Here is a 22,473-nt window from a genome sequence, read left to right as displayed (position 1 = left end):
ACGTCCTTCATCGATACCGTCGGCAGATCATCACGCTTTCGCACCCGCGCACAGAACTGCGCCATCACCAACGAATCAGCGCCCAGATCCGTGAAAAAGTCAGCGTCCACCGGCACCCGCTCGGTACGCAGGACAGTGGCCAGCACCTCCGCCAGAAGCTCTTCGATGCCGGTCGACGAATCCGTCGCTCCCTTGGCAGCGGCTGGGGTGTCCGCCTGCGCCCGGGAGGAAGCAGCGTCGGGGAACGCGGCGGCCAGGCTCCGGATCGTCGGGTGCCGGTAGACGTCCTTCATCGATACCGTCGGCAGATCATCACGCTTTCGCACCCGCGCACAGAACTGCGCCATCACCAACGAATCAGCGCCCAGATCCGTGAAGAAGTTGCCGTTTACCGGCACCCGCTCGATACGTAGGGCACCGGCCAGCACCTCGGCCATCTGCCTCTCGGTGGCAGCCGCTGCACTGCTCGTGCCTGCGGCAGTGGTGTCGGAGTACATGTGCCTTCGCCTCCAGTCAGGCCAGTCCGCTGTCTGACGACCGTGGAAACGTCCCGTCCCTGCTGTGCACGTAGTGAAGTAGCAGCAGCCCTGGATCACGGCGCGGAGGTCCAGAGTGAAGTGCGCGAGGTCGAGACTGGTTTTGAACATCCGGCATGTGTCTGAACCACTCCCGACGACCCGCGGGTGCCTCCGGCCATATGGCCAGCAGCGGGGAACCGCGCCAAACGACGCGGCCTCCCCGCTGCGCCGGGCTCGGATGCTTCATCCCGGGGCCTACCCGCGGCTGGCGAAGATCGCTTCCCGGGTGGAACTTGATCGTTCCCCGCCGCCCACGTGGGCCGGCGAAGGTTGATCACCTGCGGTGGGTACGGACGGCGCCGAACGCGGGACGGGCCATCGGCGAGCCGCCGCGGGAGGGGCGTGGCCGAGCCGGACGTCCCAGGAGCCACCTCGCCACGTGAGGGAGACCGTGGACAGGTGTGGGACAGAGATGTGCCAGAAGGCTCTTGCTGGTACGGCCAGAGCGTGGACGAGCGCAGCCCGGACCACAGCCGCTTCGGTGATGGCCAGCACGTGGCCCGGGTCGGGCGCTACGCCGCTCAGCCAGGTCGCGATTCGATGACAGAGCCGGCGTACGGACTCACCTTCGTGTGGTGCGGCATCCGGGTCGGTGAGCCAGGCAGTGAACCCGTCGGGGTCGGTTGCGGCGACGTCGCCGACGGAGTGACCGCACCATGTGCCGAGGTCGAGATCGCGCAGCGCAGGCTCCGACGCTGCGTCCAGGCCAAGGGCCTCAGCTGTCTGCGAGCAGCGGATTGACGGCGCCCGGACGACCAGCCCGTGGGCAGGGAGCCCTGCTCCCACCACGCGCGCCTCACACAAGCTGTGGTCACTCAGGGGCGCGTCACCGAGGAACGGATCCAGGGCGGCGTCACTTCCGGGGGCACACAGAAACGTCAGGCGGATCGTCATAGGACCGACCTCCTTCTTGGCCCGGCACGACGCCGGGTGGCGTGAGACCACGCGAGCTGCAGCGCAGGACACGGCTGGCGCTACGTCGTGACTCATGAGCTCCAGGGTCATCGGAAGCGCCTCGCTGCAACATCCCCCAGGTGTCCGAAAGCACCCCGCCAAGCGGCCGGTGCAACCGCGGCACCCCGGTCCTGTGAGGGCGTGTCGGCCGCGGCGGCTGCCGTGGCCGACACGCTCGCCTCTGGGCCTGATCGGCTGACCCGCCTGCTTCTCACCAGCGAGATCTCGCCATCCAGTAGCTCCCAGTAGCCGCCCATGAAGTCGAGCAGTTGCACCGGCTCGACCCGTGGCTTCGCCGTGTGCGGTCGTCCTGGCCACCATGCCGCCACTGCTGTCGGCGATGGCCAATGCCGGGCGGCACGGCGTGCTGGTCAAGTCCGCCATCGTCATGGAGCGGCTCGGCGAGATCGACGCGGTCGCGCTCGACAAGACCGGCACCCTGACCGAGGGCACCCCACGCCTCACCGCCGTCCGGCCGCTGACGGGCTCCGGTCTGGACGAGGCCGCACTGCTGACGCTGGCCGCTGCGGCCGAGTACCCCAGCGAGCACCCACTGGCCCGGGCCGTGGTGGACGCGGCGAGGGAGAAGGGCCTTGCTCTTCCGGTGGCCGAGGACTTCGTCTCCACGCCCGGCGTCGGTGTGGAGGCCTACGTCGAAGGGCGCGTGATCGCGGTCGGGAGTCCTGCGCGGCTGCTCGGCGGTGCCGATGACGTGTCCTCCGCGCGCACTACGACCGTCGCCGGTGGGCTGGAGGACGAGGGCTGGACTGCCGTTGTGGTCACCGTGGACGGGGCAACGGCTGGGGTACTCGGTATCTCCGACCGGCTACGGTCTGACGCCACCGCCACCGCCACCGCCACCGCCACCGCCACCGCCACCGCCACCGCCACCGTCGCCTCCCTGACGTCCCTGGGCAGAAGGGCGCCTGTGCTGCTGACCGGTGACAACCCGCGCGCCGCCGCCCGCCTGGGCGCCGAGGTGGGTATCGACGACGTGCGCGCCGGGCTGCTGCCCGAGCACAAGGTGCGCGCAGTCAGGGAGCTGGAGGAAGCCGGCCACAAGGTGATGGTCGTCGGTGACGGCGTCAACGACGCGCCGGCGCTGGCCGCCGCGCACGCCGGTGTGGCGATGGGCCGGGCGGGCTCCGACCTAGCGCTGGAGACCGCTGACGCGGTCATCGTCCGCGACGAACTGGCCACCGTGCCCGCGGTGATCTCCCTGTCCCGGCGGGCCCGCAGGCTCGTCGTTCAGAACCTCGTGATCGCCGCGGTGTTCATCACCGGCCTGGTCGTCTGGGACCTGGCCGGGAACCCCCCACTGCCGCTGGGTGTCGCGGGCCACGAGGGCTCCACCGTCATCGTCTGGCTCAACGGACTGCGGCTGCTGCGCGAAGCGTCCTGGAAGCGGGCTGCCCAGTGAGCCGCCGCAAGGCGCCCGCCGAGCACGTGGCACCCCGGTGCACCGTCACCGTGTGCCGGGGCTGCTGCTGCGGCACAGCCAAGATCCCCGGTGTCGACCACGCCGCCCAACTCGCCACCCTCAAAACCGAACTGGGCTCCGTAGCGCAGATCCGGGTCGTGAACTGCCTGGACGCCTGCGAGCAGGCCAACGTCATCGTCGTACAGCCATCTTCCAAAGGCCGGGCCGCCGGCGGCCGACCGGTGTGGCTCGGCCTGGTCAACGACCCCGACGCGACAGCCGACAATCGCTACCTGGGTGCGCCAGGGCGGCCCGGGGCTCACGGAGACGCCGGACATCCTTGGCCTGTACGAGTTCAGCCCGTCCCGGCGGATCCGGCGGGCCGTGGAGGACTGATCGCCACCGATCCTACCGGTGCGCGTGGAGGCCGTCGGCAAGCTTTCGGTGGCTGTGCCGCCAGCCGCCGGGCACCCGGACGGCGTCTGCGAGGTGCGGGTGGCCGTCGTCGAGGCTGGCGTGTTCGTGCTCGACGAGGAGCGCCTCCTTGGCAGGCCACAGTCGCACCGCCAGCAGCCCGGCGCCCAGGGTGATCACCCCCAGTGCGACCACCGCCGACTGCAGACCGGCCGCCGCCCCGAGCCAGCCGGCCAGCGGATACGTCAGCAGCCAGCAGCTGTGCGAGAGCGAGAACTGCGCGGCGAACGCCGAGGTGCGTTCCGCCGGAGGCGCCGAGCGGCGAATCAGCCTGCCCGTCGGCGTGAGCACCATCGAACACGCGGCACCGAAGGCCGCCCAGATCACCAGCAGCGCAGGCCAGCGCCACCCCCCGTTCCCGGCCGCTGTGAGGATGCCGAGTGCGGTGAACACCAGCGTGAGAGCGCCGCGCAGCATCACCGCGCGGTCGGACACCCACTCCAGTATGCGGGGCAGCAGCAGGGCGACGATCATCGAACCGCCACCGTAGGCGCCGAGTGCCAGCGACACCTCGGCGGCACCGAGCCCCAGCCGCTGTCGGACGTGGACCACGCTGTTGACGGTGACCACCGCGCTCGCGGCCGCCACGGCGAGATTCAGGGCGAGCAGCGCGCGCAGTTGTGGGGTGGCGAAGAAGGTGAAACTTCTCCCGCGCGGGCGGAACCTGCCCGCTGTGGAACGTCTACGAGGCCTTCGCCGCACCGGGGCGCATCCACGTCCAGATCGCCGAAATGCCCAACGGGCAACGCTACTTGTGGACCGCCCGTGCCCTCACCCGACACCGCGGCGGCTGGGGCGAACCCGGCAAGACCTTCGCCATTGGCCTCGGCTGCGAGATCCGCCACGCGCACCGCCTCGTCTACTCCGACGGCCTCGACCTCGCCAGCGCCTCCGCGGCCACCCCCATCGGCATGGGCTGCCGCGTCTGCGAACGCCTCGACTGTCCCCAGCGCGCGGCACCGCCTCTCGGCCGCCCGCTGAGCATCGACCAGAACACCAGCACCTTCGTCCCGTATCCGGTGATGGGGACGTCCCCTTGACGGGGTGCCCGAGCCGAGGGCGCGCCGCGATGCACAATGCCTGGGTCGAGTTCGTGCAACGGTCCGGCGGCTACCGCGGATACGGCTCCGCCAACGCCCCCGTACGTCTGGCCGCCCAACGGAGGTAGTGCGCGGGGCGGCCCGCTCGTGGCGGCCTCGACGGCCGGCTGCTGGACGGCTACGACGCAATCGCTTAGCCTTACTGTCCAGAATTGGAAAAAGAGTCGAAGATCTGTCCGGGAGGGTCACGTCATGCGTACCGCAGCGGCCGAGGCGGACGAGCACCTCATCCGCGAAACGGAGAAGATCGCCGTCGCCCTGGGCCGTATGTTCCCGGGGCTGTGCGAGGTGGTACTGCACGACCTGCGCGATCCGGAGCAGGCGATCCGGGCGATCGAGAACAACCTCTCCGGCCGACAAGTCGGTGATTCCGCAACCGAGTTGGGGCTGGCGCGCATCGCCGATCCGCAGTACCCGAGCGTCATCCAGAACTACCCGAACCAGTTCCCCGACGGCCGCCCGGCCAAGAGCACGTCGATCGGCATCAAGAACAGCGCCGGCGAGTACGTCGCGGCCCTGTGCCTGAACCTCGACGTCTCCGTGCTGTCACCGGTCACGCTCGCCCTGGCCAACCTCGTCGCCACCGACACCGAGCACCGCGAACAGCCGCTGGAGACCCTGCGCGACCGCAACGCCCGGGAACTGCGCAGGGCGGTCGAGGCGCTCGCCGCGGAACGCGGGGGAACCCCGAGGTCGCTGGGCCGGGAGGGCAAGAAGGCGCTCGTACGGCAGCTGCACTCGGACGGCTACTTCGACTCGCGCGATGCCGCCCAGACGATCGCGGACCTGCTCGGTGTGTCCCGCGCGACCGTCTACAACTACACCAAGTGAAGGGCCACTCATGAGCCGGCGTCTGCTGCACGTCACCGAGGAAGAGACCGCCGCGGTCGTCGACGAGGACCTCGCGCTGCGGGCGGCCCGCGAGGCGTTCGCCGCGACCGTGGACGGCGCGGTCTTCCCCAGTCTGGCCGTGCACGGATCCGACCCGAGGAACCGGTTCACGCTCAAGCCGTCGGCCTCCGCCACGCACGCCGGGGTGAAGATCGGCAGCTACTGGCCGGGCAACCCGGAGCAGGGACTGCCGCGCCACCACTCCACCCTGCTGCTCCTCGACCAGACGATCGGCCGGATCGCCGCCGTCCTGGAGGTCGGCAAGGCCAACGCCTACCGGACCGCGGCCGCCGACGCCCTCGCCGTCGATCTGCTGGCCCGCCCCGACACCACCACGCTGGCCGTGTTCGGCACCGGGCACCAGGCCGCCTACGAGGTACGGGCCGTCAGCCGGGTCCGGCCCGTGGAGGAGGTCCTGGTCGTGGGCCGCGACAAGGACCGCGCCGCACGGATGGCAGCCGGCCTCGCCGCCGAAGGCCGTACAGCGATGGCCACCGGCGCCGAGGAGGCCTGCGCCCGGGCCGACGTCATCGTCACCGCCACCAACGCCACTGCCGACGCTCCGCCCCTGTTCCGGGCCGAGTGGGTCCGGCCCGGCACCCACATCTCCTGCATGGGCGCCGACGCTCCCGGCAAGCGGGAACTGGACCCGGAACTGTTCTCCGTGGCGCGCGTGTTCTGCGATCTGCCCGAGCAGGCCCGCCGCATGGGCGAGAGCCAGCACGCCCCCGAGGAGACCGCACTCACCCCGCTCGGCGAGGTCCTCACCGGCCGGGTCGCGGGACGCGCCGACGACGCCGACATCACGGTCTTCGACAGCTCCGGCATCGGCCTGCAGGACCTCTACCTGGGCCTGGCCCTTCTGAAGAAACTGGACATGAGCCTGTGACCACCGCACCGTCAGTGCACGTCCGGAATCTGGCTGATCCCGACACCCCGTTCGCCGTCGTCGACGTGCACCGGACACGACGCAACATCGCACGGCTCGCCCAGCGAGCGGACCGCCTCGGAGTCACCTTGCGCCCGCACGTCAAGACGGCCAAGAGCCTCGACGTCGCCGCGCTCCTGCACGACGGCACACCCGGCCCGGTCACCGTCTCCACCCTGGCCGAAGCCGAGGCGTTCGCCGACGCCGGCTACACCGACATCACCTACGCCGTCGGTATCGACCCCCACAAGCTGCCCCGCGTGATCGCCCTTTTGCGCCGCGGTGTCACGCTGCGCGTCCTGCTCGACAGCACCGAACAGGCGACGGCCGTCGCCGACGCCGCGCGCGAAGCGGGCATCGCCCTGCCCGCCCAGATCGAGATCGACTGTGACGGACACCGCGGCGGCCTGAGGCCCGACGCGCCCGGGCTCGTCGGCATCGGCCGTATCCTGCACGAGGCGGGCTGCCTCGACGGCGTCCTGACGCACGCGGGGGAGTCCTACTTCGCCCCCACCGCGCAGGATCAGCGCCTGGCGGCGAAGAACGAACGCGACGCCGTCGTCGCCGCGGCCGACGCACTGCGGGCCGCCGGGCTGCCGGTGCCCGTCGTCAGTGTCGGCTCCACCCCCACCGCCCACGCGGCGGACGACCTCACCGGTGTGACCGAACTGCGCGCCGGCAACTACGTCTTCTTCGACCTGGTCATGGCCGGTCTGGGCGTCTGCAACCTCGACGACCTCGCTCTGTCGGTGGTCGTCACCGTCATCGGTCACCGTCCCGAGTACGGGTGGATCATCACCGACGGCGGCTGGATGGCCATGTCCCGCGACCGGGGCACCTCCGCCCAGCCCCAGGACCAGGGCTACGGCCTGGTCGCCGACCTGACCGGGCGGCTGATCCCCGGGCTCGTCATGACCGGCGCGAGCCAGGAGCACGGCACCCTCTCCGCACATGCCGGAGCTGTCCTGCCCGACCTGCCCGTCGGCACCCGCCTGCGCGTCCTGCCCAACCACGCCTGCGCCACAGCGGCCCAGCACCACGGCTACCACGTCGTCGACGGCAGCCTGCCGGGCCGCCCCACGCCCGTGATCCAGGGGGTCTATAACCGCATCAGCGGCTGGTAGCCCGCCCACCGAGGTTCCCGACCACCTCCCGCCTCCTACTCCAAGGACCTGCCATGGCCGCCGCTCCGCCCGTAACGTTCGCCGACGTCCGTGAGGCCGCCGCGCGCCTCAAGGGCATCGCCCACCGCACCCCCGTCCTCACCTCGCGCACGCTCGACGCCCTCGTCGGCGCCGAGGTGTTCATCAAGTGCGAGAACTTCCAGCGGATCGGCGCCTTCAAGATCCGCGGCGCCTACAACGCGGCCGCACAGCTCTCTCCCGGGCAACTGGCCAAGGGCATCGCCGCCTACTCCTCCGGCAACCACGCCCAGGCCACCGCCTTGGCCGCCCGCGAACTGGGCACCAGCGCCGTCATCCTGATGCCCGAGGACGCCCCCCGCTCCAAGATGGCGGCCACCGCCGGATACGGGGCGGAGATCGTCACGTACGACCGCTACACCCAGGACCGCACCGCCCTCGGCGAGGCCCTGGCCGAGGACCGCGGCCTGGCCCTGATCCCGCCCTACGACCACCCCCATGTCATCGCCGGCCAGGGCACGGCCGCCCTCGAACTCCTCGAGGACACCGGAGAACTCGACGCCCTCGTCGTGCCCGTCGGCGGGGGCGGTCTCATCGCCGGCAGCGCCACCACCGCCAAGGCGCTGCACCCGGGCATCCGGATGATCGGCGTCGAACCCGAGGCGGGCGACGACACCAAGCGCTCCCTGGAGGGCGGCGAGCGCGTCACCATTCCCGTGCCCCGCACCATCGCCGACGGCCAGGCGATCTCCACCCCCGGCGAGATCACCTTCGCCATCAACCAGCGGCTGGTCGACGCCGTCACGCTCGTCACCGACGAGGAGATCGTCCAGGCCATGAGGTTCGCCTTCGAGCGTCTGAAGATCGTCCTGGAACCCAGCGGCGCCACGGGCCTGGCGGCCCTGCTGGCCGGACGCGTCGAGAACCTCCCGCGGCGGATCGGCGTCATCGCCTCGGGCGGCAACATCGACACCGAGCGGTTCACCGCCCTCATCGGCGGCTGAACCGCAGCTCAGCGCTCGTACGCCCAGTGCCCCGCACCCCCTCCGACGCGCGGACAGCCACCCGGGACAATCATCGCCATGACCGATGACATGGGCGACGCCGAGAACCGCTTGGCCAGGATCGAGCGACTGCTGGAGACCGGCGAGCGTGATCTGGTCCCCGCGTGGCGTCGGGCGACGCGCGGGGAGCCGCGCTGGGCGGTGACCGCCGTGATCCTGGTGGCGGTCGCCCTCCAGCTGATGCTGCCGCACCGGCTCGGGCTCCGGCCGTACTGGGCGCTGCCCGTGCTGGAGCTGCTGCTGCTGGCCGGCCTCGTCGCCGCGAACCCCCGGCGGGTCGAGCCGCAGACGCGCTGGCTGCGGTGGCTCGGCCTGGGCCTGATCTCCGTCATCAGCCTGGCCAACGGCCTGGCGGCACTCCGGCTCGTCGCGGACCTGGTGAGCGGCCGTGCGGGGCAGGACGCGGTGCCGCTGCTGCTGACCGGCGGCGGCATCTGGCTGACGAACGTCATCGTGTTCGCCCTGTGGTACTGGGAGTGGGACCGCGGCGGCCCGATGGCGCGGGTCCTCGGCCGGCAGCAGCACGCCGACTTCCTCTTCGTGCAGATGCAGAGCCCGGAGGTCGCCCCGCCGGACTGGGAGCCGGCGTTCCTGGACTACCTGTACCTGTCCTTCACCAACTCCACCGCCTTCAGCCCGACCGACGTGATGCCCCTCTCACGGTGGGCGAAGATGCTGATGATGCTGCAGTCCTCGGTCTCCCTGGTGACCGTGGTCCTGGTGGTCGCGCGGGCCGTGAACATCCTCAAGTGACCTGCTGTGACTTCCCCCACCTGCTCTTGCCCTGGCGGGAAAGGCTTACCTACGTTCGATCGTATGTCCTCCTTTGACCCCGTCCTTCCTGGCGAGCCGGACGAGCCTGCCGCGGTGAGCGAGTCCGAGCCGGTCGACTTCGTCGTCGACCTGACCGCGCACGAGATGCTCCGGCGCACGCACGCCCTGGCCGCGCTGGGGCCCGACTGGGATCCCGTCGCGGCGCTGCGCGGTGAGGAGGAGGCGTACGACCTGCTGTACTCCGGCCTCGACGCGGAGCAGCAGCGGATCTACGACGAGTTGCTCGCGGCCGGGGTGCTCCCCAGGCGCGGGGGTGGCGATGCTGCCGCTTGATCCGCAGGCCGACATCGGGCGCCGTGCCTGGGTGGACTGCCCGAAGTGCGACGACCGCCGGCAGTGCGCCACCTGTGCGCAGGGCGGTGAGTGCCGCTCCCACTGGCGCTACCTGCTCTCCAACACCGGCAGCCTGCTCCACCTGCAGTGCCCGTCCTGCACCCACGTCTGGAACCACGAGACCCACTTCGGAGCCACCCGGTCCCAGGGGTGAGACGGCTCAGGGCGCGGTGAACAGGGTCGGGAAGCGGGGAGCCAGCCAGGGCTTGGATCCCCAGGCGAGGATCTGTCCCCGGGCGATGGCACGCCACGGGTTGAGCCGGCCCAGCGCGACGAGCAGGAAGGCGGTGGGCTCGATGAGGATGGTGCAGTCCGAGCGGTCCTGCGGCGGCCCCGGGGTCACCTGCACGGCACCGTCGGCCAAGGCCACGCCGAACGCCTCGCCCCCGCGGAGCCGGACCGTGTAGCGAGCCGTGAGACCGGCGGTGGCCGCGGTGTTCGTGACGCGCGGCATGACCGAGAGCATGAACGGCATGCAGAGGCTCACGCGCGGTCCGTCGACCATGTGCGGGCGGCCCAGGGCGGCCGCGAGATCGTAGCCGTGACCCAGCATGTGCGTGAGCAGGTAGGACGCGAGAACGCCGCGGTTCATGGGGCCCAGCGGCGTGGTCGGTGCGGGGTCTTCGGCGGGCGTCCGCGTCAGGGCGTCCAGGAACACCTCGGCCTGCTCCGCGATCATCGTCGCCAGTGGCTCCGCCCGGCGCTCCCCGAAGACGGCGAGGGACTCCTCGTTCGCCGCGGCCAGGCTCTGCGGGGTGCCGTCGCCGTAGGGGCGTTCGCGCCCGGCGGCGAGGTCGGCCATCAGCTCGTTGGCCAGCGCCAGATGCGCGGCCGCCTCACCGACGGTCCACTCCGACCCCGGTACGGGAACCGCCGTGTCGGGCACACCCCGCAACAGCGCGGCGATGTCCTCGGCGGTCCCGCGTATCGCCTGCCCGAGTCCGTCGGGCAACAGCCCCTCGGTGTCCTGTCGTTCCGTCGGCCGCACGCCGCCCGCCCCTCCCGCCTGCCGTGCCCCGTGCATACGGGGTGCCGGGTACCCAACCAGACTCGGGAACACAGGGCAAGCCTGCGGGCGGCCCGTGATCAGCGGCTGCCCGTCCAGTTGTGGGCCACGTCGATCACCAGATGGCCGGACAGCTGGATCACCCGGAACGGCAGCCGGGCCCGGACCCCGAGACCGATCTGCGTCTCTCCCTCGAAGCTGCCGGCGAACCGGGTGTCGCGGAAGGTGCGGTACCCGCTGAGGTGCACGCCGGGAAGGGTGTGGCCCACCCGTCCCGGGTACGTCACCGCACCGGTCTCCGGGTCGTAACTCGGCGCGCCGATGTGGACGTCGAGGATCGCCCCGCCGCCGACCGGGATGTAGCGGCCGCTGGCGGACTCGTGGAGCCGGTGGACGTACTTGACGGAGTAGCCGAGGGAACGGCCCCCGCCCGGCACGTCGAAGACCATCCGGTCGAAGCAGGCGTGCCGACCGGTCCTGATGTCGTCGAGCGGCACGGCACCGGCGGTGGGACCGCCCTTGGGGCCGCTGCCCCAGCCGGTCGGACAGGCCGTCGCCTGGGTGGTGGCCGCCGCGCTCGACGCCGTCCCCAACCCCGCGCCCGCCAGAAGGAGCGCTGCTATCACTGCCCCAATTCTTCGCATGATGTCCCCCTTGGTCGAGTCATGCTGTTATCCGGTGAGACACGCGACTATGGCGAATGGTTGCACGCAGAGCTGCCGGAAGTTCCGGAGGTCTCGCGGTGCAGTAACTCTCGGTTACTGATCCGGTGACGTACATTCGAGTCCGGGGAGGCAGACCGGAGGGGGACGTCATGCCGGACGAGTCGGCCGTGCGGTTCGCGGTGCTGGGGCCGGTGCGGGTCTGGCGCGGAGAGCGCGAGCGGGAACTCGGGGGACCTCAGGAACGGGCGCTGCTGGCCCTCCTGTTGCTTCGCGCAGGTCAGCCCGTGTCCGTGCCCGAGATCGTCGACGCGCTGTGGGGACCGCACCCGCCGCGCACCGCCGTCAACGTCGTCCGCCGCCATGTCGGCTCGCTGCGCCGCCTGGTGGAACCGGGGCTGCCCGCGCGGGCGTCGGGCCGTCGGCTGGTGCGCGGCGCGGGCGGCTACCGGCTCGTCACCGACGGCGACGCCCTGGACCTCGTACGGTTCCGCGAGTTGCGGGATCAAGCCCGGCGGGCCGCGGCCGAGGGTTCGCCCGCACGGGCCGTGGAGCTGCTCGCCGAAGCGTTGTCGCTGTGGAACGGACCGGTTGCCGCCGGGATCTCCCCGGACGTGCGCGACCGCATCGCGGTCGGCGGGCCGGAGCGCGAGCGCCTCACCGCCGTGCGCGAGGCGGCCGACGCGGCGCTGCACGCCGGCGTACCGGACAGGGTGCTGCCGGAACTCCGGCAGGCCGCCGCCGCGCATCCGCTGGACGAGCCCCTGCTGGCCCGGCTGGTCCTGGCCCTCGCGGCCACCGGCCGCCGCGCCGAGGCGCTGGACACGCACCGGACCGCCTGCGGCCGCCTCGCCGACGAGCTGGGCATCGACCCCGGCCCCGAACTGCGGGACGCGCTGCGCGAGGCGACCGGCCGGGGCGCCGGCACACCGCACCCGGAATCCCCGGGCCCGCACCCCGCCGTACCCGCCCAACTGCCCCACGACCTGGCCACGTTCACCGGACGGCACACCGAACTCGCGGAGGTGCTCGGCTCGCTCGCCGGCGACGCGGAGCACGCCGGGACGGTGCTGATCTCCGCGCTCGGCGGGATGGCGGGGGTGGGCAAGACCACGCTCGCCGTCCACTGGGCCCACCGGGTCGCCGACCGGTATCCGGACGGGCAGCTCTACGTCGACCTGCGCGGCTTCGCTCCGTCCGGGGCGATCACCGATGCGGGGGAGGCCCTGCGCGGCTTCCTCGACGCGCTGGGGGTGCCGCCGGAGCGCATCCCGCAGGGCCTGGACGCCCAGGCCGCGCTCTACCGCAGCGTGCTGTCCGGACGGCGGGTGCTCGTCCTGCTCGACAACGCGCGTGACGCGGAGCAGGTGCGGCCACTGCTGCCCGGCGCGCCCGGCTGCCTCACCATCGTCACCAGCCGGGACGAACTCACCGGCCTGGTGGCCGCCCACGGAGCCCGCTCCCTGACCCTGCGGCCGTTCGACACCGGCCAGGCGCGGGCGTTCCTCGCCGGCCGGCTGGGCGCGGAACGGATCGCCGCCGAACCCGGGGCGGTCGACGCGATCATCACCCGGTGCGCCGGACTGCCCCTCGCCCTCGCCTGCGTGGCCGCCCGCGCCGCCCTCCGCCCGCACTTCCCGCTGGCTGCCGTGGCCGCCGAACTCCGCGAGGCCCAAGGCAGCCTCGACGCCTTCACCCGGCCCGACACCTCGGCGGATGTCGCCACGGTGTTCTCCTGGTCCGTACGTGCCGTGTCGGCCGAGGCAGCCCGACTCTTCCGGCTCCTCGCCCTGCACCCCGGCCCGGACACGTCCCCGGCCGCCGCGGCCGCGCTCGCCGGACTGCCGCTCCGTCAGGTACGACCGCTGCTCGCCGAACTCTCCGGCGTCCACCTCGTCAACGAACCCGCACCCGGCCGCTACGCCTTCCACGACCTGCTCCGCGCGCACGCCGCCGAACTCCTCCGGATCCACCACGACGAGGCCGAGCGGCAGGAGGCGATCGACAGGCTGTTCGCGTACTACCTGTACCGCGCCCATGCCGCCGGTGCGCTCCTCGATCCGAGCGGGGATCTCCCGCCCCTGCCGGAGGGCACGCACGCCGAACCGTTCGCCGACGACAGCCGGGCCCTGGCCTGGCTCGGTGCCGAGTACGGGGCGCTGCCCGCCGTCATCCAGGAGGCGGCGGCCTCCCGACGCGACCGGCTCGCGTGTCTGCTGGCCTGGTCCCTGGAACCGTACTTCGAACGGTGCGGCCACTGGCACGACGGACTGGCCGCCCAGCGCACCGCGCTCGGTGCCGCGCTGCGGCTCGCCGATCCCGCCCTGGAGGCCCGCGCGCTGCGGGGCCTCGGCCGGGCGGCGGGCAGACTGGGACTGCACGAGGAGGCCCGCGCCCACCTCGAACGAGCCCTGGAGCTGTTCACCGGTCTCGACGACCTCGTCGGCCGGGCGGGAACCCACCGCAGCCTGGGCTGGGAGAGCCAGCAGCAGGGCGACCTGGCCGGGGCCCTGCGGCACAACCGGCTCGCCCTCGAACTGTTCCGTACCGCGGGCCACCGGCCGGCGCAGGCCAGTGTCCTCAACTCCGTCGGCTGGTACCACGTCCTGCTCGGCGAGCACCGGCAGGCGCTCGCGCACTGCTTCGAAGCCCTGACCCTGCTCCAGGACCTGGGCGACCGCTACGGCCAGGCCGCGACCTGGGACAGCATCGCCTACGCCCACCACCACCTCGGCCGCCACCCGCACGCCCTGCTCGGCTACCGCAACGCGCTGACCCTGTACCGGGCGCTCGGGGTGCCGTACCCGGAGGCCGACACGCTCACCCGCATCGGCGAGACCCACCTGGCCACCGGCGACCGCGACAGCGCCCGGGCGGCCTGGGAAGAGGCCCTCACCCTCCTCACCGCTCTCGGCCATCCCGACGCCGACCGGGTCCGGGCCAGACTCGACGGACGGGACGAACGGCTCGGCGCGGTGTGAGCGGTGCGCACACCCGCGATGCGGCGGTGGTCGGTGGTCGGTGGTCGTGCGGGACGGGGCTCGGTGAAGTGATGCGGTTCGAAGTGCTCGGATCCCTGCGGGTGGTGCGGGGGGAGACCGAGCTGGATCTCGGCTTTCCCCAGCAACGGGCCCTGCTCGGGCTACTGCTCGTGCACACGGGCCGGCCCATGCGGATGAGCGAGATCGTCGAGGTGCTCTGGTCCGGGCAGCCCCCTGCAAGCGCCCGGAACGTGGTGCGCCGCTACGTCGGTGCGCTGCGCAGGCTGCTGGAACCGGGGCTGCCGCCGCGCGCGCCCGGACAGCGCCTGCTCGGCCGCACCGACGGCTATCTGCTGGCGGCGGACACCGACGAGGTCGACCTGCTGTGCTTCCGCGACCTCGCCCGACAGGGCATGCGGGCCGCCGCCACCGGACGGCCGGAGGAAGCGGTACGCCACTTCGCCGACGCCCTCGCCCTGTGGCGCGGCCCGGTGGCGACGGGGATACCCGCGGCCACCCGCGCGCACCCGCACTTCGCGGCCGTGGAGCGGGACATCGTGCGCACCGCACAGATGGCAGCGGACGCCGCCCTGCTGAGCGGCAGGTCGGAGGAGGTGCTCCCCGCCCTGCGCAGAGCCGCCGAACTCGAACCGCTCGACGAGCCGTTGCACGCCCGACTGGTCATGTCGCTGGCCGCCTGCGGACTGCAGGCGGAGGCGTTGACCGCGTACGAGCACGTCCGGCGCGACCTGGCCGCCCAGCTGGGCGTCGCACCCGGTCGTGAGCTGGGCGCGGCCCATGCCCGCGTCCTGCGCCAGGAGGTGCGGCCCGCCGGGCACATCACCACCCGGAGCATGTCGCCCACGCGACCGAAACACCCGGAACCCTTCGTCCGGCCCGCTCAGTTGCCGCCCGACCTCGCCGTCTTCACGGGCCGCAGCACCGAGCTCGACACGCTGAGCGGCCCGGCCGACGCCACGGCGGCCGCCGGCCACCTGCCCGCCACCGTTCTGATCAGCGGAATGGCGGGCATCGGCAAGACCACCCTCGCGGTCCACTGGGCGCACCGCGCCACCGACCGCTTCCCGGACGGTCAACTCCACGTGGACCTGGGCGGCTTCGACCCGCGCCGGGCCGCCCTGACACCCGCCGAGGCGCTACGGCAGCTCCTCGCTGCCCTCGGCGTGCCCGCACAGCGGATGCCGGAAGGCGTCGACGCGCTCGCCGCCCTCTACCAAGGCCTGCTGACAGGCCGCCGCCTTCTCCTCCTCCTCGACGGCGCCGCCGACACCGAGCAGCTCCGCCCCCTGCTGCCCGTCTCGTCCGGCTGCCTGACCGTGGTCACGAGCCGCAACGGACTGCCCGGTCTGATCGCCGCCGGCGCACGCCACCTGCCCCTGAACCTGCCGTCCGCGGCGGACGCCCACGCCGTCCTGACCCGGCGGATCGGCTCCGAGCGGGTGGCCGCCGAACCCGAGGCGGCCGAGGAGATCGTGGCGCGGTGCGGGCGGGTGCCGCTGGCCCTCGCCGTCGTCGCCGCGCGCGCCACCAGCCGCAGAGACTTCCCGCTGGCCGCCCTCGCCGCCGAACTCCGCGCCTCGCACGGCAGCCTCGACGCCTTCTGCTCCGCCAAGGGGGCGGCCGACGTCCGCGCCGCGTTCCACTGCTCCTACCGCACCCTGTCGGCGCAGGGCGCCCGGCTGTTCCGGCTGCTTCCGCGGCACACCGGCCCCTTCGTCACGGCCGGTGCCGCCGCAGCACTGGCCGACCTGCCGGTGTGCGAGGCCCGGACCCTCCTGGGCGAGCTGGCCGAGGCGCACCTCGCCACCGAATCCGCGCCCGGCCACTACGCCCTGCACGAACTGCTGCGCGCCTTCGCCGCCGAGCTCACCGAGTAGCGCCCTCACTTCCTTGTCACTTTTTTTGCACATCCCCCGACCTACGCTCCCGGCGAAGTGGCCTTCTCCATCGCCGCTTCACGTGACGACAGAGCGGAGGCGACGACGGATGACGGCGACGACCGGCATCGAGGCGAGCGGCGGACACCCGGGGTCACCGCAACCGGGACCGGTGTGGCGGCGGGCCATGGGACTCGACATCCTCATCACGGACCCGGCCCCCGCCGTGCTGCCCCGCGAACGCTCGCCGTACGCGCAACCGGACCTCACCGGAGGGCCCAGCAGGTGGATCGCCCGGAACAGCGGCGAGTTCCTCTTCGTGGGCGTGCGGGGCGGCGGGCCGCTGTTACTGCAGGAACCCTCCGTGGACGGCGAACTCGGCCCGGGCGACATCTGCTTCTACGACCTGCACCGCCCGCCCGCGCTGGACCTCCCCGAAGGATGCCGTACGAAGACGTTCCTGCTCTCACGCGAACTGCTGGGGCTCGCCGACCGCGACCTGCACCGGATCACCAGGGTGCCCGTGCGCCGCGACTCCCGGATGGGCTCGCTCCTCTCGCCGTTCCTGTCCGACCTCGCCGACACCGCCGTCGCGTCGCGGGCCACGGTCGGCGAGATGCTCGCCTGGAACGCCGTGAACCTGCTCACCACCCTCGCCACGGAGCACCTGCGGGAACACGGCAGGGCGGCCGCCGGCGACCAGTCGGCCCTGGTGTCCCGGATCCTCGGGTTCATCGACCTGAACCTGAGCGACGTGGAGCTGTCCCCCGAGCGGATCGCCCGCGCCCACCACATCTCCGTGCGATACCTGCACAAGCTCTTCGCCGACGAAGGGACCACCGTCGGCCGGCGGATCCTGCTGCGCCGGCTGGAGGAGTGCCGGCGCGAACTCGCCGACCGTTCCCGCGGGACCCGGACCATCGCCGCCGTGGCGGGCCACTGGGGCTTCGCCAGCGCCACGCACTTCAGCCGCGTCTTCCGGGCCACGTACGGGATGACCCCGCGTGAGTGGCGGGATTCCGCGGGCCGGTAGCCGGCTGCCTCCTGCCGGCGCACCGAACCGTTCCCTCCGGCGCACCCACGGCGGCGCCCCCGCGCATCCGTGCACTGTGGGCACACCGACCGTTCGCTCACGGGCAATTGACCTCCGCCCAGCGGACCTACGGTGGCGCTCAGCGACGCCGGAGTACTCAGCGGATCCACCACGCGATCCGGCGCCCCCGATCAACCGAGGAGAATCGATGTCCGATGCCGTAGCCCCGGTCCAGCCGGTCCTGGAACCCGCGGCCGCCGAGTTCGCCCGCGCGACCGCCAACCCGCCGTACCTGTTCGACCTCGACCCGGCGGAGGGCCGCAAGGCGGTCGACGAGGTGCAGTCCGGCGACATCGAGAAGCCGGCCGTCGACGAGGAGTGGATCACCGTCTCCGGCGGCCCCACGGGCAGCGTCCGGGCACGCATCGTCAAGCCCGCCGGCGCCACGGGCACCCTCCCCGTGATCGTCTACATCCACGGCGCCGGCTGGGTCTTCGGCAACGCCCACACCCACGACCGCCTGGTGCGCGAACTCGCCGTCGGCGCCGACGCGGCCGTCGTCTTCCCCGAGTACGACCTGTCGCCCGAGGCCCGCTACCCGGTCGCCATCGAGCAGAACTACGCCGTCGCCCGGTGGGTCGTCGAGCAGGGCGCCGCCAAGGGCCTGGACGGCTCGCGGCTGGCCGTGGCCGGTGACTCCGTCGGCGGCAACATGACCGCCGCCCTCACCCTGATGGCCAAGGAGCGCGGCGGCCTCCCGCTGGTCCAGCAGGTGCTGTTCTACCCGGTCACGGACGCGAACCTCGACACCGGCTCCTACCACCAGTTCGCCACCGGCTACTTCCTGCGCCGGGACGGCATGCAGTGGTTCTGGGACCAGTACACGACCGACGAGGCCGAGCGGGCGCAGATCACCGCGTCCCCGCTGCGCGCCACCACCGAGCAGCTCGAGGACCTGCCGCCGGCCCTGGTCATCACCGCCGAGGCGGACGTCCTGCGGGACGAGGGCGAGGCCTACGCCAACAAGCTGCGCGAGGCCGGCGTGCCCGTCACCGCGGTGCGCTTCCAGGGCATCATCCACGACTTCGTCATGCTCAACGCCCTGCGCGGCACCCACGCCGCCGAGGCCGCCATCACCCTGGCCGCCCGCACCCTGCGCGCCGCCCTGCACACCGCCTGAAGCCGAGGAGACAGCACCGACATGACCGCCTCCACTCCCACGGTCGTCCTCGTCCACGGCGCGTTCGCAGACGCGACCAGCTGGTCCGGGGTCATCGAGGAACTGCAGCGCGAGGGCATCCCCGTCGTCGCGCCGCCCAACCCGCTGCGCGGCCTCGCCTCCGACGCCGCCTACATCGCCTCCGTGGCCGCCCAGATCGACGGCCCCGTCGTGCTGGTCGGTCACTCGTACGGCGGTGCGCTCATCACCGTGGCCGGTACCGTCGACAACGTCGTCGGGCTGGTCTACGTGGCCGCCTACGTCCTCGAGGAGGGCGAGAGCCTCGGTGAGCTGCAGGGCCGCTTCCCGCTCTCGCCGCTGGTGAGCAACCTGAAGCAGTGGACGTACCCCGGCCCGGACGGCGCGGACGCGGTCGAGGTCACCATCGCGGCGGATGCCTTCCCGTCGGTCTTCGCCGCCGACGTGGCCCCCGAGGTCACCAAGGTTCTCGCGGTGGCCCAGCGTCCGCTCGCCGCCGCGGCCTTCGAGGAGACCGCCTCCGCCGCCGCGTGGCAGACCAAGCCGTCCTGGGCCCTGGTTGCCGGCGCGGACGAGGCCATCAACCCGGAGGTCGAGCGCTACGGCGCGAAGCGGGCCGGAGCGACCGTCCTGGAGCTGGCGGGCGCGTCCCACGCGGTCGCCGTGTCCCGGCCCAAGGAGGTCGCCGCACTGATCCGCGACGCCGTCCGCGCGACGAGCTGACCGCACGCCACCGAGCTCGCCCTTCCGCCCGTGCGGAAGGGCGGGCCCGTACGCGATTTTCCTTCCGACTCTTCGTGGAGCCTGGTGTCCGACGTTCTCTCCACGGCGCCCCTCGCCGCCTCCGCCCGTGCCGAGCGCTGGCACGAGGCGGTGTCCCGCACCTTCATCCCGCTCGACGTCGCTTTCCTGGAGAGGGAACCGTCCCCGGGAAGCATCGTCGGCCGGCGCGTCGGCGTCCTGCAGGTCGCCCAAGTCGAGGCGGGCCCGCAACTGGTGACGCGCAGCAGACGTCAAATCGCCCGCGACGGCCAGGAGTTCCTCACCCTCAGCCTCCAGCTCCGGGGTTCCGCACTCAAGGAGCAGGACGGCCGGGAAACCGTCGTACGGCCCGGCGAGTTCTCCCTCTCGGATTCCTCCCGCCGGTTCAGAAAGAGACTCGACGAGAAGTTCCGCTTCACGTCCTTCCATTTCCCCCGCCAGGCCCTCCGGGTGCCGGACGAGGACCTGCGGGCGGTGACGGCGACGGCGTTCCGTCCCGACGAGGCGAGCTCCGCACTGGTGTCGACGTACTTCACCCGCATGGCGCGTGCGGCGGACAGCTTCGACGCCACCGCGGGCCGGCAGGTCGCCACCACGGCGCTCGACCTGCTGGCGCTGCTGATCGACGAGCGGCGCGGACGCCTCGCGCCGCCGTGCTCGGAAACCGCCGCGGCCACCCTGGTGCGCGTGAAGGACCACATCGTGCGCAGCCTGTCCGACCCGGACCTCTCCCCGTCCGGGATCGCAGCCGCACACTTCATGTCGGTCCGCTCCCTGCACCAGCTGTTCCGGACCGAAGGCGTGACCGTGGGCGGCTGGATCCGGCTGCAGCGCCTGGAACGCTGCCGACGGGACCTGCTGAGGCCCGAGACGCAGTCGGGCGGCGTGGCAGCCGTCGCCCGCCGCTGGGGTTACGTGAGCCCCAGCCACTTCAGCCGCTCCTTCCGCGCCGCGTACGGGATGACGCCCAGGGAATGGCAGCTTGACGGTGCGTCGGACGGGGTGAGTATCGCGGTGACCGTGTGACCCGCCTGCTCCCCGAGAACGCGTGCCGACGTCAACCATCTGCGTGATATACACATTCTCCACATCTTCTGCACGGTCCATCGGCATGCTCCTGGGGGGAGTTCCGTGAGCACTACTGGCGCGGGCGGGCGGGTGCGGCCTGCCCACCCCGGGGACCCCGCCCGCATCGGCCCGTATCAGATCATCGGCCGTCTCGGCTCCGGCGGCATGGGCACGGTCCACGCCGGCCTCACCGGCGACGGACTCCGGGTCGCGGTCAAGGTGATCCACCCCGCGCAGGCCCAGGACCCGGAGTTCCGGGCCCGGTTCCGCCGCGAGGTCCAGCTCTCCGCCCGGGTGCAGGGCCCCTGCCTCGTCCCCCTGCTCGCCGCCGACCCCGAGGCCGCCGCACCCTGGCTGGCCACCGCCTACGCGCCCGGCCCCACCCTCAGCGAGCACCTCGCCGAGCACGGCCCCCTCACCGGCGGCACGCTGTACGCCTTCGCGGCAGGTACGGCCCAGGCGCTGGCGGCGATTCACCAGGCCGGTGTGGTCCACCGGGACGTGAAGCCGCAGAACGTCATCCTCACGCCCGCCGGGCCCCGCGTGCTGGACTTCGGCATCGCCCACGCCGCCGACGGCACCAGCGTGACCCGGACCGGCGTCCTGACCGGGACCCCCGGCTGGATCAGCCCCGAGTACTACCGCGGCGGCACGGCCGGACCCGAGGGCGACCTGTTCGCCTGGGGCGCGCTGGTGGCGTACGCCGCGACCGGCCGTCTCCCGTTCGGCGCCGGCGCGCCGGACGCGGTCGCCTTCCGCGTCATGTCGGGGGAGCCCGATCTGGACGGAGTTCCGCCGGAGTTGCGGGAGATCGTGGAGACGGCCCTCGCGAAGGATCCCGCCGACCGGACGAGCGCCGGCACGGCGGCGGACAAGTGCGCAGGGCTGCTCGCCGCGCAGACCACACAGGTCATCGGTGGCGAGGTGGACCTGGGACCCACCCGCGCCGGTGTGCCGGTCATGGCCCAGTGGGACGTGCCCACCCTGGACGATCCCCGCTGGCATGCCCCGGCGACACCGTCCTCCCGCAAGCGGACCATCACGACCGTCCTCGTCGCCGCGGCCGTGGCCGGTGGTCTCGCCGGCGCCGTCATCGCCCTCCCCGGCGGCAGCGACGACCGTGCCGCAAGAACCAAGGAGTCCACGGCCGCCGCGTCTCCGGCCGCGCACGCGGACAGCACCGCGCAGCACACCCGATCCGCCGCGCCCGACGGGACGACGGAACCGGCGCAACCGGCGGTCGATCCCCGCAGAGCAGCCGTGCCGACCGACCCGCTCGCCGGGGTGACCGACCCCGCCTTCACCCGCGCCGGGGACGAGACCCAGCCCGGTGACGACGAGTGGAGAGCCAGCACCGGAGCGAGCACCGCGGCCGAGCAGGACGTGGCGACGACGGTCCGGGACGACATCAGGACCATGCTCGCCACCAAGGACATGGCCTTCATGGAGCCCACGGTCACGTTCAACAAGAGCGCACAGACGCTGATGGTGACCGGTGGCCCGATCTCCCAGCTTCCCGAGGACCAGCAGGAAGTGTTCCGCAGGAGCGGGGAGATGGCGGCCTGCACTGCCCTCGCCCGCCGGCTCGCGGACGACCCCACCGCCTGGTCCTACGGCCGCTACTCGGTCTTCTGGAAGGACTACGACACCGATCCCGAGGCGAACGTCCTCGGCTTCGGCGAGGCCACCGACGGGTGCTACAACCTGACCGCCGGGCAGTGGCAGGGCGACGAGTCCGGCATGGCGACCGCGCAGATACCGAGCAGCGACCGGGCGGAGATCCGCGTCGCCGACGCCACCGACAAGGCCGTCACGGCGGCCTGGAAGGTCCGGGTCGCCGAGGGCAACGGGGTGGATCCCGCGGCCGCGGAGAACGACATCAGCCTCGGCTTCGATCCCGTCGAGAAGGCCGCGTACGTGTGGATGCACGACCCCGACGGCACACTGATCGGCCGCGCCCAGCGGGACAACTTCCAGGACGTGGTCACCACCACCGCCTGCCGGAAGCTGGTCTCCGAGTACAGCAGCAACAAGGCGTGGCAGTACACCCGCTGGTCCGTGCTCGTGTGGGAGGGCAACAGCCGCTTCCCCGAGTTCACGGGCTCGGGGGACTGCATGAAGTGAGGGCCCGGGCCTGTCGCCCGCCA

19 protein-coding genes and 3 pseudogenes are annotated in these 22,473 nt (G+C 72.4%); 17 read left to right on the top strand and 5 right to left on the bottom strand.

The features are described from left to right. Positions 1-497 (bottom strand): phosphopantetheine-binding protein (locus ACIRVH_RS26920; protein WP_403957838.1); only part of this gene is annotated, 497 nt, incomplete at its 3' end. Positions 498-773: 276 nt separating this feature from the next. After that, the gene (locus ACIRVH_RS26915) at positions 774-1,472 is read right to left on the bottom strand and encodes a histidine phosphatase family protein (RefSeq protein ID WP_403957835.1); all 699 of its coding nucleotides are present in this window, start codon (positions 1,470-1,472) and stop codon (positions 774-776) included. 346 nt (positions 1,473-1,818) lie between these two features. Here ACIRVH_RS26915 and ACIRVH_RS26910 point away from each other — a divergent pair. Further along, positions 1,819-2,952 (top strand): annotated as a pseudogene (locus ACIRVH_RS26910) (HAD-IC family P-type ATPase); the annotation flags it as partial. Further along, positions 2,949-3,348 (top strand): annotated as a pseudogene (locus ACIRVH_RS26905) ((2Fe-2S) ferredoxin domain-containing protein). The pseudogenes ACIRVH_RS26910 and ACIRVH_RS26905, both read left to right, overlap by 4 nt. A 12-nt stretch (positions 3,349-3,360) precedes the next feature. Here the strand turns inward: ACIRVH_RS26905 and ACIRVH_RS26900 are convergent. Then, complete coding sequence (locus ACIRVH_RS26900; protein ID WP_403957832.1) at positions 3,361-4,128, bottom strand: MFS transporter; 768 nt, start codon at positions 4,126-4,128, stop codon at positions 3,361-3,363. On the opposite strand from ACIRVH_RS26900, the pseudogene ACIRVH_RS26895 reads away from it, so the two are divergent. The 8 genes and pseudogenes from ACIRVH_RS26895 to ACIRVH_RS26860 form a co-directional block, all read left to right on the top strand. Beyond that, positions 4,068-4,466, top strand: a pseudogene (locus ACIRVH_RS26895) (short-chain fatty acyl-CoA regulator family protein); the annotation flags it as partial. The gene ACIRVH_RS26900 and the pseudogene ACIRVH_RS26895 sit on opposite strands and share 61 nt — an antisense overlap. Positions 4,467-4,718: 252 nt before the next feature. Beyond that, positions 4,719-5,357 carry a transcriptional regulator gene (locus ACIRVH_RS26890; RefSeq protein WP_403957829.1) on the top strand — a complete coding sequence of 213 codons (639 nt, stop codon included), beginning with the start codon at positions 4,719-4,721 and terminating at the stop codon, positions 5,355-5,357. Between the two features lie 10 nt (positions 5,358-5,367). Further along, positions 5,368-6,306, top strand: a complete 939-nt coding sequence (locus ACIRVH_RS26885; protein ID WP_403957826.1) for an ornithine cyclodeaminase family protein — start codon at positions 5,368-5,370, stop codon at positions 6,304-6,306. A gap of 14 nt (positions 6,307-6,320) precedes the next feature. Next, positions 6,321-7,469: an alanine racemase gene (locus ACIRVH_RS26880; RefSeq protein ID WP_403957823.1), complete on the top strand. Its 1,149-nt coding sequence runs from the start codon at positions 6,321-6,323 to the stop codon at positions 7,467-7,469. A gap of 53 nt (positions 7,470-7,522) precedes the next feature. After that, entirely contained in the window at positions 7,523-8,491 is a 969-nt protein-coding gene (locus tag ACIRVH_RS26875) for a threo-3-hydroxy-L-aspartate ammonia-lyase (protein WP_403957821.1), read from the top strand. Positions 8,492-8,569: 78 nt separating this feature from the next. Continuing rightward, positions 8,570-9,304 carry a hypothetical protein gene (locus ACIRVH_RS26870; protein WP_403957818.1) on the top strand — a complete coding sequence of 245 codons (735 nt, stop codon included), beginning with the start codon at positions 8,570-8,572 and terminating at the stop codon, positions 9,302-9,304. Between the two features lie 63 nt (positions 9,305-9,367). Continuing rightward, entirely contained in the window at positions 9,368-9,658 is a 291-nt protein-coding gene (locus ACIRVH_RS26865) for a DUF6400 family protein (protein WP_403957815.1), read from the top strand. Then, entirely contained in the window at positions 9,645-9,872 is a 228-nt protein-coding gene (locus tag ACIRVH_RS26860; protein ID WP_403957812.1) for a hypothetical protein, read from the top strand. The genes ACIRVH_RS26865 and ACIRVH_RS26860 overlap by 14 nt, the downstream gene beginning before the upstream one ends. Before the next feature lie 6 nt (positions 9,873-9,878). On the opposite strand, the gene ACIRVH_RS26855 is transcribed toward ACIRVH_RS26860, so the two are convergent. Both ACIRVH_RS26855 and ACIRVH_RS26850 read right to left on the bottom strand, forming a co-directional pair. Beyond that, complete coding sequence (locus ACIRVH_RS26855; protein ID WP_403957809.1) at positions 9,879-10,706, bottom strand: maleylpyruvate isomerase family mycothiol-dependent enzyme; 828 nt, start codon at positions 10,704-10,706, stop codon at positions 9,879-9,881. Between the two features lie 98 nt (positions 10,707-10,804). Next, complete coding sequence (locus tag ACIRVH_RS26850; protein ID WP_403957806.1) at positions 10,805-11,368, bottom strand: hypothetical protein; 564 nt, start codon at positions 11,366-11,368, stop codon at positions 10,805-10,807. Between the two features lie 170 nt (positions 11,369-11,538). On the opposite strand from ACIRVH_RS26850, the gene ACIRVH_RS26845 reads away from it, so the two are divergent. From ACIRVH_RS26845 to ACIRVH_RS26815, 7 genes are all read left to right on the top strand, one after another. Further along, positions 11,539-14,367, top strand: a complete 2,829-nt coding sequence (locus ACIRVH_RS26845; protein WP_403957803.1) for an AfsR/SARP family transcriptional regulator — start codon at positions 11,539-11,541, stop codon at positions 14,365-14,367. Between the two features lie 71 nt (positions 14,368-14,438). Further along, positions 14,439-16,265 (top strand): BTAD domain-containing putative transcriptional regulator, encoded by a 1,827-nt coding sequence (locus tag ACIRVH_RS26840; protein WP_403957801.1) that lies wholly within the window; start codon positions 14,439-14,441, stop codon positions 16,263-16,265. 109 nt (positions 16,266-16,374) lie between these two features. Next, a complete protein-coding gene (locus ACIRVH_RS26835) occupies positions 16,375-17,298 on the top strand; it encodes a helix-turn-helix domain-containing protein (protein ID WP_403957799.1) in 924 nt (307 codons plus the stop codon). 208 nt (positions 17,299-17,506) lie between these two features. Then, positions 17,507-18,478, top strand: coding sequence for an alpha/beta hydrolase (locus ACIRVH_RS26830; protein ID WP_403957796.1), 972 nt, complete (start codon positions 17,507-17,509; stop codon positions 18,476-18,478). Between the two features lie 21 nt (positions 18,479-18,499). Further along, complete coding sequence (locus ACIRVH_RS26825) at positions 18,500-19,219, top strand: alpha/beta fold hydrolase (protein WP_403957794.1); 720 nt, start codon at positions 18,500-18,502, stop codon at positions 19,217-19,219. Between the two features lie 84 nt (positions 19,220-19,303). Next, positions 19,304-20,284 carry a helix-turn-helix domain-containing protein gene (locus ACIRVH_RS26820; RefSeq protein WP_403957791.1) on the top strand — a complete coding sequence of 327 codons (981 nt, stop codon included), beginning with the start codon at positions 19,304-19,306 and terminating at the stop codon, positions 20,282-20,284. A gap of 105 nt (positions 20,285-20,389) precedes the next feature. After that, positions 20,390-22,450 (top strand): serine/threonine-protein kinase, encoded by a 2,061-nt coding sequence (locus tag ACIRVH_RS26815; RefSeq protein WP_403957788.1) that lies wholly within the window; start codon positions 20,390-20,392, stop codon positions 22,448-22,450. Positions 22,451-22,473 lie beyond the last annotated feature (23 nt).

The organism is Streptomyces sp. NPDC101165, from assembly GCF_044768135.1.
GTDB lineage: Bacteria > Actinomycetota > Actinomycetes > Streptomycetales > Streptomycetaceae > Streptomyces.
Note: the sequence above shows the minus strand (reverse complement) of the source record. Positions and strands in the feature narration are given on the sequence as shown.

Coding starts and splice junctions, on each gene's coding strand:
- ACIRVH_RS26835 (WP_403957799.1), top strand. CDS start 16,375: ATGACGGCGACGACCGGCATCGAGGCGAGCGGCGGACACCCGGGGTCA.
- ACIRVH_RS26860 (WP_403957812.1), top strand. CDS start 9,645: ATGCTGCCGCTTGATCCGCAGGCCGACATCGGGCGCCGTGCCTGGGTG.
- ACIRVH_RS26825 (WP_403957794.1), top strand. CDS start 18,500: ATGACCGCCTCCACTCCCACGGTCGTCCTCGTCCACGGCGCGTTCGCA.
- ACIRVH_RS26875 (WP_403957821.1), top strand. CDS start 7,523: ATGGCCGCCGCTCCGCCCGTAACGTTCGCCGACGTCCGTGAGGCCGCC.
- ACIRVH_RS26885 (WP_403957826.1), top strand. CDS start 5,368: ATGAGCCGGCGTCTGCTGCACGTCACCGAGGAAGAGACCGCCGCGGTC.
- ACIRVH_RS26840 (WP_403957801.1), top strand. CDS start 14,439: ATGCGGTTCGAAGTGCTCGGATCCCTGCGGGTGGTGCGGGGGGAGACC.
- ACIRVH_RS26915 (WP_403957835.1), bottom strand. CDS start 1,472: ATGACGATCCGCCTGACGTTTCTGTGTGCCCCCGGAAGTGACGCCGCC.
- ACIRVH_RS26870 (WP_403957818.1), top strand. CDS start 8,570: ATGACCGATGACATGGGCGACGCCGAGAACCGCTTGGCCAGGATCGAG.
- ACIRVH_RS26850 (WP_403957806.1), bottom strand. CDS start 11,368: ATGCGAAGAATTGGGGCAGTGATAGCAGCGCTCCTTCTGGCGGGCGCG.
- ACIRVH_RS26845 (WP_403957803.1), top strand. CDS start 11,539: ATGCCGGACGAGTCGGCCGTGCGGTTCGCGGTGCTGGGGCCGGTGCGG.
- ACIRVH_RS26865 (WP_403957815.1), top strand. CDS start 9,368: ATGTCCTCCTTTGACCCCGTCCTTCCTGGCGAGCCGGACGAGCCTGCC.
- ACIRVH_RS26890 (WP_403957829.1), top strand. CDS start 4,719: ATGCGTACCGCAGCGGCCGAGGCGGACGAGCACCTCATCCGCGAAACG.
- ACIRVH_RS26830 (WP_403957796.1), top strand. CDS start 17,507: ATGTCCGATGCCGTAGCCCCGGTCCAGCCGGTCCTGGAACCCGCGGCC.